Annotated in this window: 15 protein-coding genes; 10 read left to right on the top strand and 5 right to left on the bottom strand. The window is 51.0% G+C overall.

Annotation, left to right across the window (positions count from 1 at the left end; all coding sequences use genetic code 11):
- Nucleotides 1-6 precede the first annotated feature (6 nt).
- The gene (locus tag ACR9FF_RS18670) at nt 7-303 is read right to left on the bottom strand and encodes a hypothetical protein (protein WP_127493527.1); all 297 of its coding nucleotides are present in this window, start codon (nt 301-303) and stop codon (nt 7-9) included.
- 146 nt (nt 304-449) lie between these two features.
- On the opposite strand from ACR9FF_RS18670, the gene ACR9FF_RS18665 reads away from it, so the two are divergent.
- From ACR9FF_RS18665 to ptsP, 5 genes are all read left to right on the top strand, one after another.
- A complete protein-coding gene (locus tag ACR9FF_RS18665; RefSeq protein ID WP_127493525.1) occupies nt 450-965 on the top strand; it encodes a shikimate kinase in 516 nt (171 codons plus the stop codon).
- Nucleotides 966-1000: 35 nt separating this feature from the next.
- Nucleotides 1001-2293, top strand: coding sequence for a 3-phosphoshikimate 1-carboxyvinyltransferase (gene aroA / locus ACR9FF_RS18660; RefSeq protein WP_127493523.1), 1293 nt, complete (start codon nt 1001-1003; stop codon nt 2291-2293).
- A gap of 30 nt (nt 2294-2323) precedes the next feature.
- Nucleotides 2324-2758, top strand: a complete 435-nt coding sequence (locus ACR9FF_RS18655) for a CoA-binding protein (RefSeq protein ID WP_127493521.1) — start codon at nt 2324-2326, stop codon at nt 2756-2758.
- Nucleotides 2759-3006: 248 nt separating this feature from the next.
- Nucleotides 3007-4893 carry a glucose PTS transporter subunit IIA gene (locus tag ACR9FF_RS18650; RefSeq protein ID WP_201001220.1) on the top strand — a complete coding sequence of 629 codons (1887 nt, stop codon included), beginning with the start codon at nt 3007-3009 and terminating at the stop codon, nt 4891-4893.
- Nucleotides 4890-6638: a phosphoenolpyruvate--protein phosphotransferase gene (ptsP, locus tag ACR9FF_RS18645; RefSeq protein WP_127493517.1), complete on the top strand. Its 1749-nt coding sequence runs from the start codon at nt 4890-4892 to the stop codon at nt 6636-6638. Before ACR9FF_RS18650 ends, ptsP begins: the two co-directional genes overlap by 4 nt.
- A gap of 34 nt (nt 6639-6672) precedes the next feature.
- Here ptsP and ACR9FF_RS18640 read toward each other — a convergent pair whose 3' ends face one another.
- On the bottom strand, nt 6673-7200 hold the full coding sequence (locus ACR9FF_RS18640) for a type 1 glutamine amidotransferase domain-containing protein (protein WP_127493515.1): 528 nt from the start codon (nt 7198-7200) through the stop codon (nt 6673-6675).
- A 55-nt stretch (nt 7201-7255) separates the two neighbouring features.
- Between ACR9FF_RS18640 and ACR9FF_RS18635 the strand changes: the two genes are divergently transcribed.
- The 4 genes from ACR9FF_RS18635 to ACR9FF_RS18620 all read left to right on the top strand — a co-directional run bounded on the left by ACR9FF_RS18635 (nt 7256) and on the right by ACR9FF_RS18620 (nt 10063).
- Nucleotides 7256-7672 (top strand): VanZ family protein, encoded by a 417-nt coding sequence (locus tag ACR9FF_RS18635; protein WP_127493513.1) that lies wholly within the window; start codon nt 7256-7258, stop codon nt 7670-7672.
- Nucleotides 7673-7787: 115 nt separating this feature from the next.
- Complete coding sequence (locus tag ACR9FF_RS18630) at nt 7788-8201, top strand: hypothetical protein (protein ID WP_015845371.1); 414 nt, start codon at nt 7788-7790, stop codon at nt 8199-8201.
- Between the two features lie 153 nt (nt 8202-8354).
- Nucleotides 8355-9365 (top strand): catabolite control protein A, encoded by a 1011-nt coding sequence (gene ccpA / locus ACR9FF_RS18625; RefSeq protein ID WP_127493511.1) that lies wholly within the window; start codon nt 8355-8357, stop codon nt 9363-9365.
- Nucleotides 9365-10063, top strand: a complete 699-nt coding sequence (locus tag ACR9FF_RS18620; protein WP_248757710.1) for a 5'-methylthioadenosine/adenosylhomocysteine nucleosidase — start codon at nt 9365-9367, stop codon at nt 10061-10063. Before ccpA ends, ACR9FF_RS18620 begins: the two co-directional genes overlap by 1 nt.
- 62 nt (nt 10064-10125) lie before the next feature.
- Here ACR9FF_RS18620 and ACR9FF_RS18615 read toward each other — a convergent pair whose 3' ends face one another.
- Entirely contained in the window at nt 10126-11301 is a 1176-nt protein-coding gene (locus tag ACR9FF_RS18615) for an acetoin utilization protein AcuC (RefSeq protein WP_435163630.1), read from the bottom strand.
- A 26-nt stretch (nt 11302-11327) separates the two neighbouring features.
- Complete coding sequence (locus ACR9FF_RS18610; RefSeq protein WP_435163628.1) at nt 11328-11963, bottom strand: GNAT family N-acetyltransferase; 636 nt, start codon at nt 11961-11963, stop codon at nt 11328-11330.
- Between the two features lie 237 nt (nt 11964-12200).
- Here ACR9FF_RS18610 and acsA point away from each other — a divergent pair, with 237 nt between their 5' ends.
- Nucleotides 12201-13925 (top strand): acetate--CoA ligase, encoded by a 1725-nt coding sequence (gene acsA / locus ACR9FF_RS18605; RefSeq protein ID WP_435163626.1) that lies wholly within the window; start codon nt 12201-12203, stop codon nt 13923-13925.
- 204 nt (nt 13926-14129) lie between these two features.
- On the opposite strand, the gene ACR9FF_RS18600 is transcribed toward acsA, so the two are convergent.
- Complete coding sequence (locus ACR9FF_RS18600) at nt 14130-17225, bottom strand: transglycosylase domain-containing protein (RefSeq protein WP_435163624.1); 3096 nt, start codon at nt 17223-17225, stop codon at nt 14130-14132.
- Between the last annotated feature and the right edge of the window lie 396 nt (nt 17226-17621).

Raw genomic sequence — 17621 nt, 5'->3', positions numbered from 1 at the left:
GTTTGATTATTTTAGCCCGTATGAAGCTTCGATGAGGCAATTCCGCAGGCGGGTAGCCTCCTGTTCGGAGTAATGCTTGCGGCGGATCAGCAGCATGGAGGCTTCGGCGAAATAATGAAAGTTTTTCAATAAGCGTGGCTGCGAAAGGTCCCTGAGTGCAGGGTCCCCGTCAGCCACCTTTTTTTTAATATATTCAAGCATCCAGACCACGTCTTCGCGGCATAACGGATGATCGGGACTCAGGATTCGGTCAATTCTTTCGTTGGTCAGGCGGCTGTCAGGCAAATTCGATTCAGTGGTCATGCCTTTTCACTCCTATTTATGAAATATGCATCATTATCATCCATACGGCATATGCAACATTTTTATACCCTATACCTGATAAAAAATGATATGATGTTGTGGAAAAGCATGTATGCAGGGGAAAAGAAGACAGGGGAGTTCTTGCATTGAAGCAACGCACAAGCAAAATTGTATTGGTAGGCTTTATGGGAACGGGCAAATCCACCGTCAGCCGATTGCTTGCAGAGCAACTTGGCTGGTCCCGTTACGATTCGGACGAAGTGATTGTAGAGCGCGAAGGAACGATCTCGAGTCTGTTCGAGACTCTTGGCGAAGCGGGCTTCCGCGACATCGAGAGCAAAGTGCTGGCATCGTTATTGGAAGCGGAGGAAAGCTCCGTTATTGCGACAGGCGGCGGCTGCGTGCTGATGGAACAGAACCGGGAAGCCATGCTGAAGCATGGTTTCGTCGTTGCGCTTACGGCAAATGCGGAGCATATTATCGATCGGGTGAAATCCGATACGTCGCGTCCGTTGCTGCAGGGCGATATTGCAGCCAACGTTCACCGGATTATGGAGCAGCGCAAGAATGCTTACGATTTCGCTCATCTCCGATTGGATACGACGTCATTAACGCCGCATGAAGCGGCCGAGGCGATATTGAAGGCATTGCGGGAGAAATAACGAACCACTCTAATTAAAAGGAGAATTGCTGCATAATGGACGTAATTGTTACACCTACTCCAACACTCCAAGGGGAAATTCAAGCGCTTTCCTCTAAAAACTATACGACTCGCTACCTGCTAGTCGCTGCTCTTGCCGATGGTACTAGCACCATCTATTACCCGGCTCACAGTGAAGACAGCGACGCGATGCGCCGTTGCATCCGCGATTTGGGTGCAATCGTGGAAGAGGACGACGAGAAAATCGTCATCACGGGCTTTGGCAAAAATCCGAAAGCGGTAGATCAACTGGATGTTGGCAATGCCGGCGCGGTACTGCGTTTTCTGATGGCCATTGCTTCGCTGTGCCCGGATGTTACTTTCATTAACCGTTATCCGGATTCCTTGGGCAAACGCCCGCATAACGATCTGATCGATGCGCTTGGCCAAATGGGCGTAAAGATTGAACATAATGAAGGCAAGCTGCCAATCCGCATCCAGGGCGGAGCGCCAAAAGGCGGCAAAATTCAAGTATCCGGCAACGTCAGCTCGCAATTCCTGAGCGCGCTCCTGTTCCTTACTCCGCTTCTCCCGGAAGACAGCGAGATCGAAGTGCTGCATGATCTGAAATCGAAGGTTGTTGTGGGACAGACGCTTGAAGTGCTTGAGCAGGCAGGCATCGTGATTCACGCCAGCGAAGATCTCATGCATTATCGCGTACCGGGCAACCAGAAATACGAAGCGAAGAAATATGTCGTTCAAGGCGACTACCCGGGTTCGGCGGCGATTCTTGCTGCGGCTGCGGTAACGAATTCGGATGTCATCGTTCACCGTCTGGCTGAGAACAGCAAGCAAGGCGAACGCGCGGTCGTTGACGTGCTGCGCATGATGGAAGTACCTCTTACGCACGAGAACGGCATCGTTCACGTTAAAGGCAACGGCAAGCTTAAAGCGGTTGAGTTCGATGGCGATAAAGCAACGGATGCGGTTCTCGCGATGGTTGCCGCGGCGGTCTTTGCCGAAGGCACTTCGCGCTTCTACGACGTTGAGAATCTGCGTTACAAAGAATGCGACCGGATTACGGACTACTTGAACGAGCTGCGCAAAGCAGGCGCTAATGTAGAAGAACGCCAAGCCGAGATTATCGTTCACGGCCGTCCGGAAGGCGTTGAAGGCGGCGTAGAGATTAATGCCCATTATGACCACCGCGTTATTATGGCGCTCACCGTTGTTGGCCTGCGCGCCAAAAATCCAATCAGGATCCGCGACGCGCATCATGTTGCCAAGTCTTATCCGATTTATTTTGATCATTTGAAAGCGTTAGGCGCAAACGTAGAATGGGTAGAATAAAGGAAAAAGGATGAAAGCGAGGCGCTGATTATGGCATTTGAAAATCCGACCCGAGATGAAATCAAGGAAATTCTGCAAGCGAGCAACACCATTGCCGTCGTGGGATTGTCCGACAAGCCGGACCGCGTATCCTACATGGTATCGCAGGCGATGCAAAAGAAGGGCTACCGCATCATTCCGGTAAATCCCGCTGCCGAGACCATTCTGGGCGAGAAGAGTTACGCTTCTCTCAAAGATATTCCGGAGCCGGTTGATATCGTGAACGTCTTCCGCCGTCCCGAGCATACGCCTCCGATTGCGGAAGAAGCCGTGGCTATCGGCGCGAAGACACTTTGGCTGCAGCTTGGCATCGCGAATGACGAAACGGCGAGAATTGCATCCGAAGGTGGACTTCAGGTCATTATGGACCGCTGCATCAAGGTGGAGGATTCGATTCTTCTGCCCCATGGGAAGCAGACAACCTAAACAGTGCCTTTTAAGTTATACCTTACATTGGCGGGCCATCAAGGCCCGTCTTTGCTTTGACAAAAAAGCCTGAACGCCTTACCATCGTTATAGAGAAAAGGATCAGGCAAGAAAAATTATCGCAAACGCGTAAGTACATGCTTACGAAGCAAGAATTATCGCAAAAAACGCAATAATTCTTTAAGCGAATGCTTACGAAGCAAGAATTATCGCACAAAACGCAATAATTCTTTTTAGGAGGTGAAAAAGTGAATTTTCTAGGAAGGTTTCAGCAGCTTGGACGGGCTTTTATGCTGCCTATGATCGTACTTCCCGCTGCGGCAATCTTTTTATTTCTAAGCCAGCTGCCATGGGATCTTCTTGGAATTCCCGATACCGCGGACTATTTGCAGGCTGCAGGCCATGCGATTTTCACGTTTCTTCCCTATATCTTTGCCCTAGGCGTATCGCTGGGTTTAACGGGCAACGCGCTGGCAGCCGGTATGGCTGCGCTTGCGGGGATGGTAATTTATGTTGGCGTCACCGGAACGGCCGATCCGCAAATCGAACCAACCGTGTTTGTAGGGTCCATTATCGGTATGATTTCCGGCTTCAGTTACGAACGTTTTAAGAACCTGCGATTACCGGAGTATATACAGTTTTTCGGCGGGCCGCGGTTTGTGCCTTTATTCGTCAGTGTTGTAACCGTTATCTTGTCCATGGCCATGATCGGCGTTGCGCCGTTAATTCAGCGCATGCTGGAGGGACTCGGAGATATCGTCGCTTCCGGCGGCGGGTTTGGCGTGTTTTTGTTCGGATTCTTGTACCGGATTCTAGTTGTGTTTGGTCTTCATCACCTGCTCAGCCATGTGTTCTGGTTCCAGGTGGGGGGCTATGAGACGGCGGACGGATCGATGGTATACGGCGATTTGCCGCGGTTTTTCGCAGGCGACCCGACTGCCGGGGCATTTATGGCCGGCATGTATCCGATCGTCATGTTTGCTTTACCGGCTATCGCGTTCGCCATCATTCACGAGGCCAGGGAAGATTTGAAGCCAAAGATCCGGAAGACGTTCCTTTATGCGTCTCTGGCCTCTTTTCTGACGGGAGTCACGGAGCCTGTCGAGTTTGCCTTTTTGTTTGTTGCGCCTTATTTGTTTGTGGTGCATGCGATCTTGTCGGGCATTATTATGTGGGTCACCTATGAATTGGGTATCCGGCACGGATTCTCTTTCTCCGGCGGCGTTATCGACTACATTATTAACGAACATCTGGCTACAAGAGGCTGGCTGCTGATCCCGATCGGGATTGTAGTTGGACTTGTGTATTACTTGGTGTTCCGCTGGGCAATCAACCGGTTCCGGATTCCTACCCCGGGCCGCGAGGAAGGCTCGCAGCTCGACGAATGGGCGGGCGACATTCCTTACCGAGCTCCCCTTATCCTGCAGGCAATCGGCGGCAAGGACAACATTGTGCAGATGGAGTCCTGTATTACAAGGCTTCGCCTTAAAGTTTCCAACGAGAAGCTGCTCGATAACAATGCCTTGAGAAATCTGGGGGCGGCAGGGGTGCTTAGACTCGGCGGAGGTAACGTCCAGGTCGTATTCGGTACGTACTCGGAATTAATCCGGGCAGAGATGCTAAAAGCGATTCAACGCGACCAGGAGCAGGTGCTGTTCAGCTCGCCTGTGCAAGGACGCATGATTCCGCTCGAGGATGTTCCCGATCCGATATTTGCAGGCAAGCTGGTTGGACAAGGCGTTGCCTTTATTCCCGAGAAAGGCGAGCTTGTATCGCCTGTTAAAGGCACGGTAATGATCGTGTACCCAACGATGCATGCCGTAGGCATTCGCACGCAGGAAGGGCTTGAGGTTCTGCTTCATATCGGTATCGACACTTCCAAGCTCACCGGAAAATCGTATTTCAAAGCGGTTGTCGAGGAGGGGCAGGAGGTTATGCCGGGCGACATGCTCGTGCGCTTTGATCTGCAGCGCGTACGCAAGGAAAGCAAATCTCTTGCTACGCCGATGGTTATTACCAATTCGGATCTTGTTCATTCCTGGCGCTTCGCGCCTTTTAAAGCAGTGAAGAAGGGGCAGTCTTCGGTTTTATCCGTTGTCCTTAAAGAGAGAAATGGTGGAGGGGAAAAACCATGATACAAGGAATAGGAGCTTCGGCCGGCATTGCGATCGGGAAGTCTTTTGTGCTGCCGAACTGGGAGTGGGAATTTCCCGAGCAGCGAGTGGATGTAGCGGATTTCGCCCGTGAATTCGAGCGAGTCTACGAGGGGATACGTACATCCAAGCATGAGATCGAACAGATCAAGGATGAGCTCAGAGAAGTGGTTGGTTCCGACGAAACGCAAATTTTCGATGCGCATCTCGCGATTTTGGACGATCCGGTGTTTATGAACGAGATTCAGGGGATCATTCAGCGTCAGTATAAAGCGGCGGAAGTTGCGGTGAAGGAAGCCATTGATCATTTCGTCACGATGTTTGATCTGCTGGATGACGAGTACATGAAGGAACGCGCCCTCGATATCAAGGATGTAGGAAACCGCCTGCTCAAGCATTTGCTTGGTGCTCCGGAGATTACTCTCCCATCGGATACCCAGCCTTTTATTCTGATTGCGCGGGAGCTTTCGCCTTCCCAGCTGGCCCATATCAACCCGAACAACGTGCTTGGCATTGTGACGCTTGCCGGAAGCTCGACCTCTCATTCCGCCATTATGGCCCGCGCTCTTGGCGTACCGCTAGTCGTAGGGGTAGAAGCCAAGCTGGAGGAGCCGATCCAGACCGGTCAATCCCTTATTATCGACGGTACGGAAGGACTGCTGTTCATTGAACCGGATGACTCGTTAATCCAGCATTACTCCGAGCTTCAAACCAGGCAGGCGGAAGCGAGACATCGTCTGAGCGGCATTGCCGGGCACCAGTCGGTGACACCGGACGGCAAGGTGCTTGGTCTGGCGGCCAATATCAGCTCCCTGAAGGAGCTGGAAGTCGCGTTGTCGAGCGGCGCGCATGGCGTTGGATTGTTCCGCACGGAGTTTCTGTACATGGACCGGAACCGTTTCCCTAAGGAAGAGGAGCAGTTCGAGGTTTACAAAAGCGTCGCCGAAAAGCTGGCAGGCGAACCGCTTATTATCCGGACGCTGGATATTGGCGGAGATAAGCAGCTTGATTACTTCAATATTCCGGAAGAGGACAATCCGTTCCTTGGTTACCGGGCTATCCGAATCTCGCTTGATCGCAAGGACTTGTTCAAGACGCAGCTGAGAGCGATTTTGCGCGCGAGCAGCTATGGGCAAGTGAAGGTGATGTATCCGCTGATTTCGTCGGTAGAGGAAGTAAGAGCGGCTAACCAGGTGCTGGCGGAAGCCAAGCAGGAGCTGGAGAGGGAAGGGATCGCTTACGATCCGGGCATCCAGGTGGGCATTATGGTTGAAGTGCCGGCTGCCGTTATGCTTTCGGATTTGCTTGCGCAGGAGGTTGATTTCTTCAGCATCGGAACAAATGATCTTGTTCAATTCACGCTAGCGGTCGACCGGATGAATGAGGAGATCAGTTATCTGTATGAACCGTTTCACCCTGCGGTGCTTCGCATGCTGAAGCAGACAGTTGAAGCGGCCAAGCGGAACGGAATCAAGGTTGGAGTATGCGGCGAGCTTGCAGGGGACCTGCGTGCGCTGCCGATCTGGCTGGGGCTTGACGTGGATGAAATCAGTATGTCCTCCCATTCCATTCTGCAAGTGAAAGAGCGGCTGCTCTGCACAACGCAGGAAGACAGCCGCTTGCTGCTGCCGCAGCTGCTGGAATGCCGCATAAGCGCGGACATTCATCAGAAGCTGAAGCAATTTATGGATTCCGTTGACGGGAAAGGGGCAGCCTCCGCGATTTAGCGGAGGGCTCCTTTTGTCTTAGTGCCGCTTTCGGCTAGGCCTGCTGCTCCAAGGCGTCAACAAAAGCCTTTGCATAAGGAGGCAAATCCGGCGGACGGCGTGCGGAGATTAGATTTCCGTCTACCACAACCGCTTCGTCGAACCATTCGGCGCCGGCGTTTTCCATATCGTCGCGAATGCCCGGCGTGGATGTGACTTTGCGTCCTTGCAGGATTTTGGCGGAGATGAGAACCCAGCCGGCATGACAGATTTGGCCAATCGGCTTGCCGGCCGCATCAAGCTCCTGAACAAGCTTGAGCACCTTTGGATAACGGCGCAGCTTGTCCGGCGCCCAGCCGCCGGGAACGAGCAGGCCGGCAATATCGGCGCTGTTTACTTCGTCGAAGGAGAGATCGGCGACAGCGGGGACGCCGTATTTACCGATATGCTTCTTGCCCTTTTCCGGGCCGGCATACAGGACGGTGGCTCCGGCTTCGCGGACTCGGTATACCGGATACCAAAGCTCGAGATCCTCGAACTCGTCGTCAAGCAGACAAATAACCGTTTTATTATGTAGTGACATGATTGATTTCCTCCCGTATTTATTATTTCATATTCATTGTAACGAAGGAGAACACATGAATCAAACGAACAGACGCCGGATCCTCCGTTTTGTGCCGGCCGTGATTTGGATGGCGGTTATATTCGCATTTTCCTCCCGCACGGGCGATGAGATGAATACGATGCTGCCGTTCTTCCGTAAGTTTTTCCCGCATATGGCAAGCTTCGACTGGGGGCATTTCATCGCTTACTTTATATTGGCTGCCTCTTTCGATTACGGACTTGGACAAAAGGGCGACCGTCTCCTCTTCAAGCTGTCGATAATTATCGGGTGCGGTCTTTACGGAGTGACGGATGAATACCATCAATCCTTTGTTGGCGGCAGGATGCCCGATGTGATGGATATTCGGAACGATATGATCGGGGCGGCCATTTGGGTCATTCTGGTATCGATTCCATTCTTGAAGAAGCGCTGGCGGAAAGTCGCTCCATAGTAAAAATTACATAGTGCGGATAAGCAGGATTTTATGCAGAAAAGGTCGAATCCTTTACGCATCTCGAAATAGAAAACAGGAACGGAAGAGAAGCGCGTAAAGGGAGTGGACTAAAGTGCAGAAAAGGTGTCATTGCGGTGACATCATGAAGATGAAACTGCGTACAGTGATTTATTCGGGGAAAGTCGAAATCGACAATGTTCCGATCTATTCATGCTCGGTATGCAGCCGCAGCGAAGTACTTCCCGATGTGAAGCCGGATCTGACCGGACTCATCGCAAAGCTGGGTCAGGAGCCGCCGAAGCAAACATTTTTGTTTAATGAATGCAACGAATGGGCAGACCTGCTCGTAGAAGCGAGTGAAGACAAAAACCAGCCGGATCCGTATCATATCGAACGGCTGACGCAAGAGCGCATCAACAATCTGCTCGACCTGCATCTGATTGCGCAATCGCTTCATGATGAGGAATGGATTGCTGATATTAACAAAAGGCTATCTCAACTTAGCAGACGGTCCATGCATACATAAGCCATACGGGAATATCACTCTCCATTCGCTGCATGATGAAGCACAGATTGACGCCAGACATGCGCTAACATTGCGAAAAGTAATATTTTGTCGTATGATTACGTTAATATGCAGCGAACGTAAATAAAATTTGAGATATTGGAGAGAAGTACCGTGACGGTTACCATTTATGATGTAGCAAGAGAAGCAGGAGTATCGATGGCTACGGTTTCTCGGGTTGTGAACAACAATCCGAACGTGAAGCCGGCAACGCGCAAAAAGGTGTACGAGGCTATTGAACGACTCGGGTACCGTCCAAATGCGGTTGCTCGGGGCTTGGCCAGCAAGAAAACGACGACGGTCGGCGTTGTCATTCCGGATATTTCGAATGCGAATTTCGCCGAGGTTGCGCGTGGTATTGAAGATATTGCGAATATGTACCATTATAATATTATTTTGTGCAACGCGGACAAGAAGAAGGATAAAGAGATCCGCGTAATCAACACGCTTTTGGAAAAGCAAGTGGACGGGCTGCTCTTTATGGGCGGCGCTGTGACGGAAGAGCATATGCAGGCGTTCAAGACGGCGAATGTGCCAATCGTCCTTTGCGCAACAACGGATGAGAACGGTCAAATTCCGTCTGTTGACATTAACCATGAAGAAGCGGCTTACGACGCCGTGCGCAAGCTGGTTCAGGAAGGCCACAAACGTATTGCGATGATCAGCGGTACGCTGCAGGATCCGGCCAATGGTTATGCCCGTTTCCAAGGGTACAAGCGTGCGCTTGAAGACTCGGGAATTCCATACGATGAAACGCTGGTTCGCACGGGTAATTACCGTTACGAATCGGGTGTTGAAGCCATGAAATATTTCATTGATCTGTCGGTGCGTCCTACCGCCGTGTTTGCAGCTACGGATGAAATGGCTATTGGCGCCATTCACTGCATTCAAGACTCCGGTCTGAAAGTGCCTGACGATGTCTCGGTAATCAGTGTTGACAATACGCGTATGGCTTCGATGGTTCGTCCGCAGCTGACCGCCGTTGCCCAGCCGATGTATGATATTGGCGCGGTATCGATGCGTCTGCTCACGAAGCTGATGAAGAAGGAAGTTGTTGAACACGCGAAAGTGGTTTTGCCGCATGAAATCGTTGTTCGGCAATCCGTTGGAGGTTTGCAAGCATAATGGCTTTTAATAAAATCGGTATTATTGGCGCAATGGTCGAAGAGATCGAGCTGTTGCATCAAAATGTTCATGTAACAAACAGCGTAACGAAAGCTGGCATTACCTATTACGAAGGCCAGCTTCATGGGAAGACGGTTGTGTTCTGCAAATCCGGTGTAGGGAAAGTTAACGCGGCTGTCTGCACGCAGATTCTGATTGATCTGGGTGTTGACAGCGTCTTGTTCACCGGTGTAGCAGGGGCGCTTGATCCGCGTCTCAATATCGGCGATATCGTCGTTTCATCCAGCTGCGTACAGCATGATATGGACGTAACGCCTCTTGGATTCGCCAAAGGGGTTATTCCTTATCAGGAGCGTTCGGAGTTCACGGCCGATGAACGGCTCGTGAAGCTTGCATCGGAAGCAAGCGAGCGTCTGTTTGAAGGGCGTAGCTTGATCGGTAAAGTATTGTCCGGCGATCAGTTCATCGCAAGCCGGGATACGGTTCGCGAGCTGTATGAGAACATGCAGGGCGCATGTGCGGAGATGGAAGGCGCTTCGGTCGCGCATGTTTGCGATTTGAATGAAGTACCGTTTGTTGTTATCCGCTCGATGTCGGATAAAGCTGACGGTTCAGCGCATGTGAATTACGCGGAGTTTACGGTAACGGCAGCCAACAATTCTTATGCGATTATAGATGACATGATTCAGCATATTTAACGCAAAAAAACGTCCGTACCTAAAGGTACGGGCGTTTTTTTATTTTCAGATACGTTGGTTTCTCATAGATCTTGAATGGCGATGGCTACGGTCTGGCGGTTTTTGCTCTCAATTTCTGCTCTCCGCGGAATAGGCAGGAGCTGACTTCTATCATCCAGCCAACTTGCGGGAAGGGGATCAGGGCTTGAGGCGGACCATTTATCCAGCCAGGCTTGTGGCAGCGGAACGTCTTCATGACAGATTAGCCGGTCTACGATCGGATGATCCGTCATCGTCAGCCAGACAAGCGACCAGGCTCTGGGGACAACCCTCCACCAGTCGTAACCGCCGCCGCCTAGAGCAACCCAGCGACCCTCCGTATGCTTGTGGGCAAGCTCGTGGATGATCATTGGCATTTCCTGATAGATTCTCATGCTGCAATGAATATGCGATAAAGGGTCATACGCATGTGCGTCACAGCCATGTTGGCTTACGATAATATCGGGCTTGAAGGCTTCGGCGATTTTTGTTACCGAGCTGCGAAAGCATTCCAGCCAAGAGTCGTCCTCCGTATAAGGCTCCATCGGTATATTGTAGCAGGCTCCGTAACCGGTGTCTGCTCCTTTCTCATGGACAAATCCGGTTCCGGGGAAAAGGAATTTGCCGGTTTCATGAATGGAGTAGGTGCAGACATCGGGATCATGGTAAAAGCTCCATTGCACGCCGTCCCCGTGATGGACATCCGTATCGATATACAAGACGCGCGCGCCATAGGTTTGGCGTATGTATTGAATAGCAACAGCAGCGTCGTTATAGACGCAGAACCCCGCACCGCGGTCAGGAAAGGCGTGATGCAGGCCGCCGGCCATATGATAAGCATGAACAGCTTGGCCGCTCATGACGAGTTCAGCAGCGTGAACGGAGCCGGCAGTTATGGTCGCCGCAGCGTTGTGCATTCCGGGAAAAAAGGGTGTGTCCTCCGTATCAAGTCCGTATTTTCCGGCAGCCGCGGCCGCTTCTTGGGCAGGGCTCTCCAAGCTTAGCTGCTGAACGGTATTGATGTAATCCGCCCGGTGAACGAGCGCAAGCAGCTCCTCGTCTGCCGTCGCGGAAGGGGAGTTCATTTGATCCTGTTGGAGTGCTCCCGCGGCATGCAGCAAATCAAGCGTTAGAGCAATACGAAAAGGGCTAAACGGATGCTGCTCTCCAAATTGATAACGGGTACTGTCAGAATGATGAACGAATATTGCGTTAGTCACTTCTTAACCTCCCAAATAAAAACACGCTAATACATGAAACGCTGCCTGAAGCGGATTCGGTCGAACTGCTCTTCGGATTCCTGTGGTACTTCTTTGCCGATGCGTACCATCAAGCAGTTTGCGGGATGCGAGCAAATCTCCGGATCATCGGTTGCGTACCAGACCATGCCGACGGATTTCATCAGCTTCTCCATAATTCCCCGGTACTCCCATACGCTCAGCTTTGTCCCTTCCAAATCCCAATGCCAGTAATACTCGGTGGTAAAGACGATCATATTTTCAAGCTGTCCGTCTGCGAAAGCCAATTGAATCATTTTTTTGCCGAGCCCGTAGGATCGGTATTGATCCGCTACTTCAATGGCTCCGAGTTCAACTAAATCCGGCATGCCGGCTTCGTACCAGCGTTCCAGCTCGTCCGGGTAATGAAAGGTGACATAGCCGACTATCAGCTCGTCTACGCGGGCTAAAATAATGCGTCCTTCTTCAAGACCTGCAATCTCCACCAGTGCTTCATGCTGATCCTTGGGCCGCCTGAACGCGTCCAGATCGGCATGCATGGCGAGTGTCTGCAAGGACTCCGGAGGGACGGGACCTTCAATGATGCAGATTCGGCCGTCCTGCAATTCTATCTGCTGCCGTTGATACATTTTGCGATGCTCCAATAACGGTATCTCCTTTCCGAGGCCGTGAGCTCCCTTATATTTAAGGTTATAGCAAACATCGGGGAAAATGAAAAGCATAGTCGAATGGAAAGTCATTATGCTATAATTGTTGTGGCGGTTGAGTAACCGGGAAAGATGCGATTGATGGACGGCTTGTTTGCCTGCAAGATCCGGCTAGCAATTGAAAGCGTATTCTTTGCGGTTAATGTTTAACAGATTTGATGGGAGAGTGATAGAATGATCAACTTGCATCAAGAACGAATTCCAGCAGTGGCAACAAATCCGAATCTTAAGAATTACGAGCAAGCATCGAATGATTTCAAATGGGAAGAGATTGAAAGCCAATTCAGCTGGCATGAAACAGGGAAAGTAAACATGGCGTACGAAGCCATTGACCGTCATGTGGAATCCGGTAAAGGCGCGAATATCGCTCTTTACTACAGCGACAGCGCGCGCGATGAATCTTATACGTATGAACAAATGAGCAAGCAGTCGAACCGTTTCGCGAATGTATTGCGGAAATACGGCATCGGCAAGGGAGAACGGGTATTTATCTTTATGCCGCGCACGCCGGAATTGTATTTTGGCCTATTAGGCGTCCTGAAGGTAGGTGCCGTTGTAGGCCCGCTATTCGAAGCTTTTATGGAGACGGCAGTCAAAGACCGCTTGCAGGACAGCGAAGCAACGGCGATTATTACGACGCCGGCTCTTCTTCCGCGAATTAAACGCGACGAGCTGCCTAACCTGAAACATATTTTTGTCTTTGGCGACAATGTAGCGGCTGACGATGTTATCGTCGACTTCAGTGCGGAGATGACCCAAGCTTCGGAAGACGCCGAGATCGAATGGCTTGATCGCGAAGATGGCCTTATTCTCCACTACACATCCGGTTCTACCGGCAAGCCAAAAGGGGTCTTCCACGTACAGAACGCCATGATTCAGCATTACTACACCGGTAAAATCGTACTGGATCTGAAAGAAGGCGATATTTACTGGTGTACGGCTGACCCGGGCTGGGTTACGGGAACCTCTTACGGCGTCTTTGCGCCATGGCTGAACGGAGCGACAAACGTGATCCGTGGCGGACGCTTCAGTCCAAGCGACTGGTATGGCACGATCCAGAAGTACGGCGTAACGGTATGGTATAGTGCCCCAACCGCATTCCGTATGCTGATGGGAGCAGGGGACGACCTGTCAAGCTCCTTTGATCTGTCGAGCCTGCGTCACGTGCTCAGCGTTGGCGAGCCGCTTAACCCGGAGGTTGTGCGCTGGGGAATGAAGGTCTACAATCAACGCATCCATGATACATGGTGGATGACGGAAACCGGCGCTCAGCTGATCTGTAACTATCCGTCCATGGATATCAAGCCGGGTTCGATGGGTAAACCGCTGCCAGGCGTCAGAGCGGCGATTATCGACGATCAAGGCAACGAGCTTCCGCCATATCGCATGGGTAACCTGGCTGTACAGACGCCATGGCCATCAATGATGCGGAAAATTTGGAACAATCCTTCGAAATACGAGGAATATTTCCGTATTCAAGGCTGGTACATTTCCGGCGACTCTGCTTATATGGATGAGGACGGCTACTTCTGGTTCCAAGGCCGTATTGATGATGTCATCAACACAGCCGGTGAGCGGGTAGGCCCGTTTGAAGTAGAGAGCAAGCTTGTAGAGCATCCAGCAGTCGCAGAAGCGGGGGTAATCGGCAAGCCGGACCCCATGCGCGGCGAGATTATTAAAGCGTTTATCGCCCTTCGTGAGGGCTATACAGCTTCGGATGAGCTGAAGGCCGAGATTTCGCAATTCGTAAAAGTCGGATTGTCCGCTCATGCCGCGCCACGCGAAATCGAGTTCAAAGACAAGCTGCCGAAGACACGCAGCGGCAAAATCATGCGACGCGTCCTCAAAGCTTGGGAGCTTAACCTCCCAACAGGCGACCTGTCGACTATCGAGGACTAATATTGTTGAATAATAAAAAGCGCCACGGATTAATCCGTGGCGCTTTTTTCTGTTCTTTTTCTTTTCTTACTTAATACGGAGCATTTCGAATGATTCTGGAAAAGCGTTAGCGCCCGCCTTTGCTCGGGAAATCCAACCATATTAGGTTAAGTTCAAGGAGTTCCCGAGCAACAGCGGTTGAAAGAACATTCGAATGCGGAGTATTTATTTCCCAACCTTTACTTGCTGCGAAGGAGGGGATTTGCCGGTATCGTTCTCCGCAATGACGTAGAAGGTACCGGTCGTAAGCGGTGAAGCATATTCAAAGCTTGGTTTTTGAGTCTTTCCGACCTCAACGTATTTACCGTCGTTATTTGCGCTGAAGTATACATGATAAGTCGTAACGTATTCGGCATCCGCATTTGCGTTCCAAGTCAGCAGCACGCTCAAATCAGTTGGTGCTGCAGCCAAGCCGCTTGGTGAGGAAGGCGGAGCCAGATCCGGATGCTCGGTACCCGTGTTGCTGCCGTTGTCGGTGTTGGTGTTATCGCCAGGCAAACCAGGAAGGCCAGGAAGCTCTACAGCTCCTTTTCCGAATGTAACGACTTGACTTGCCGCAGATTCTTTGCCGGCTACGTCGACCGCAGTGACATAGAAGCTGTAGCCTTGATTGCCGGATACCGTCATTTTTGCTTTCAGTTCATCGCCAACGAGAATGGAATCCCCAACCTTTTGGGCAGGCTGTCCGTTTACGGATTGATAAACCCGGTAGCCTACAATATCCTTCTCGGTGCCGCCTGTAAAGGTCAGCATAACGACTCCGGATCCAATAGATTGCAGCTTCACATTGCTTGGCGCATTTGGCGCATTGCCGTCATCTACCCGCGGATCCACTTTGGATGGCGCATTGGTATCCGCATCGGCAGGTAAATAGGATTCAAGCGATTTTCTGCTGCTTGCCGGAAGCTTCTCTTGCGCCGCCCTGATTTCATCCATTAATTCATCCAGCGGTTTCTTCCGCTTAATAACGATTCGTTCGCGCACCATGTCTTTTGGTGTAGCCGGATTAGGAACATAGTTGACGCCGTTGAACGGAATATATGCCATTTTCACCAAAGCGTCATCGGTTTCCTTCGGCAAATACTTCTGATTGAACCAGTCCGTGACAAGCATGCCGGATTCCTTCGTCAGCTGGCTTGGAAGCTTGCCGCTTGCGCTGGATACCGTAGCTTTCACAAGGCCGGAAGGACGTTCGAATTCCTTCGTCGGGAAGAGCTCGGGCTTAGCTTTTGTAATCTCATTCATCATAAGCGCCCAGATCGAGCGTGCCCGCTTCTTGCCAGGGTCGGATAACGTATGAATTTGCTCTTCGTAACCTGCCCAAACGCCAAGGGTAACATCCGGGGTGAAGCCCATAAACCATACGTCACCGTAGCTTTGCGTCGTACCGGTTTTGCCTGCGATCGGAATTTTACCGTATTGCTTGAAGTCGGAAGTTAACGAATGAGCGGTACCTTGGCCGCTCGATACGACCGTCTTCAGCATGTCGGTAACCAGGAATGCCGTTTGCGGCGAGAATACTTGCTTTGGAGCAGCTTTATGCTCGTAAACCGCTTTTCCTTGCGAATCGGTAATTTTAGAAATCATGTAAGCATCGTTAAAGACGCCTTTATTCGGAATCGCGCCATACGCATTCGTCAGCTCTTCAACCGAAACCCCGATGCTGAGACCGCCAATTACGCCGGTCTGCGCATTGTCGTCCTGCGGCTGCAAGGTCGTAATGCCAAGATTGCGCGCGAAGCTCCATGCGCCTTTGATCGTAACATCGTCAAGGAAGATCTTGATAGCCGGCAGGTTGAGCGAGCGATTAAGTGCTTCGCGCGCCGTCACAAGCCCAAGGTATCTGTTCGTCGAGTTTTTCGGGATATGGAAGCCTTTTTGTCCATCCTTCAGTACCACGGGAGCATCATCAACAATACTTGCAGGTTGAATGAGTCCCTTATCAATAGCTGGCAGATAGGCGGCGATCGTCTTCATCGCCGAACCTGGCTGACGCGTCATCTGAGTGGCAAAGTTCATTTGCTCCTCGTAGAAGTCGCGGCCTTCCAGCATACTTAGAATGGCGCCAGTCTTATGATCGATCATAACAGCTGCAGTCTGCTCGAGACCCTTCTCCTTGCTGAAGGCGGAGAAATTCTTAGGATTTGCCGCGATATCGTGCATGATCTTGTAGATCTCTTTGTCAATCGTAGTATAGACATGATAACCGCCGTTGAGCAGACGCTGTCGGGCATCTTCTACAAGCGCGGAGTTTTCTTTCTTCTTCAGGTCCGACTGGGTAAGCTTCGGATTCTCCTGAAGAACCAGGATTTCAGCAGCCTGACGTTCCGCCTCCAGCATCAGGTAAGGATAAGTCGTATATGCCTTTTCCGATGGAGGTGCGAGGGAGGAGCGGATATCAAAAGCTTTTGCTTCATCGTATTGCTGCTTCGTAATCCGTCCGAATTTCAGCATCTGCGAGAGTACGGTGCCTTGGCGTTCAATTGCAAGCTGGAAGCCTTCCTCATCGAATTGTCCTTTGCTCGTGAACGCGGTATAGGCCGAAGGGCGCTGCGGCAGGCCGGCCAGATAAGCAGCCTGAGCAATATTTAATTGATTAAGGTCGGTGATATTGAACAGCCCCCGGGCTGCCGATTTAATACCGTATAGATTATAGCCGCTAGAACCGTTGCCGAACGGGACCTTGTTCAAATAAGCGGCGAGAATCTCGCCTTTGGTCAGATAACGCTCCATGCGGAGTGCAAGAAACATCTCTTTTACTTTACGGCTGTCCGTCTTGTCCAAGCTGAGGAATACGCGCCTAGCCAGCTGCTGCGTCAGCGTACTGCCGCCGGTTTGCGTTTCTTCATTTAATAGCTTCTGTTTCACTGCCCGTCCAAGACCGTTGATATCGACGCCTTTGTGATGCATGAAGTTGTTATCCTCAATGGCAAGCACGGCATCGATAACCTGCTGAGGCAGATCGTCGTATTCGATTGGCGTCCGGTCCTCCTCGGTCCGGAGCTGTCCGACCAGCGTGTCGTCATTGAAATACACATATCCCGTAATCGAATTTTCGTTTACTTTCTCCTCAATTAATGTGCGAGGACGCACCGCTTCGTCTTTGACAAGCGAGGCGACATAGCCGGTTAAAGCCCCGCCGGTTAATAAACCGATAAAAATGCCGAAATAAATGAGCCATTTGACAGTCATCAATGATATGATTCCGAAAGTACGCCATCCGCTCCTGCGGGGCGGCGATTTGCGATCTTCTTCTTGCATATGTACAAATTCCCCCTCTAAATGACCAGAACCTATTATAACACAGAACGTTTATTTGGAGCACTAGCATGATTGACTTCCCTGTAGCCCTGTGGTAGTAAAGCTGAACTGCGTTGGTTGACATGGAGATGCCGGCGAATGATGTCAAATCGCAACGATGTATGCTTCACGTATTGTTATATTGCCCAAATGTTTAATTTCGGCAGTGTGCTTTCGCCGACGGATGCCTTAAGCAGCATTTGCCGTCTATATAGACGTTGAAAGCCAGAAAAAGTTGTATGCGTAATTAGAATAGTTTTACTGCAAATGCTTGAAAAAATTAAAAAAATGAAGCCTGCGATTAGAAATCTCCCATTTTTCCGAAACAAAAGCGGGGGGATACGCGTATGAATTAAC

It is taken from the genome of Paenibacillus glycanilyticus (assembly GCF_051200795.1).
Classification (GTDB): Bacteria; Bacillota; Bacilli; order Paenibacillales; family Paenibacillaceae; genus Pristimantibacillus; species Pristimantibacillus glycanilyticus.
This window is presented reverse-complemented; position numbering and strand designations above follow the sequence as displayed.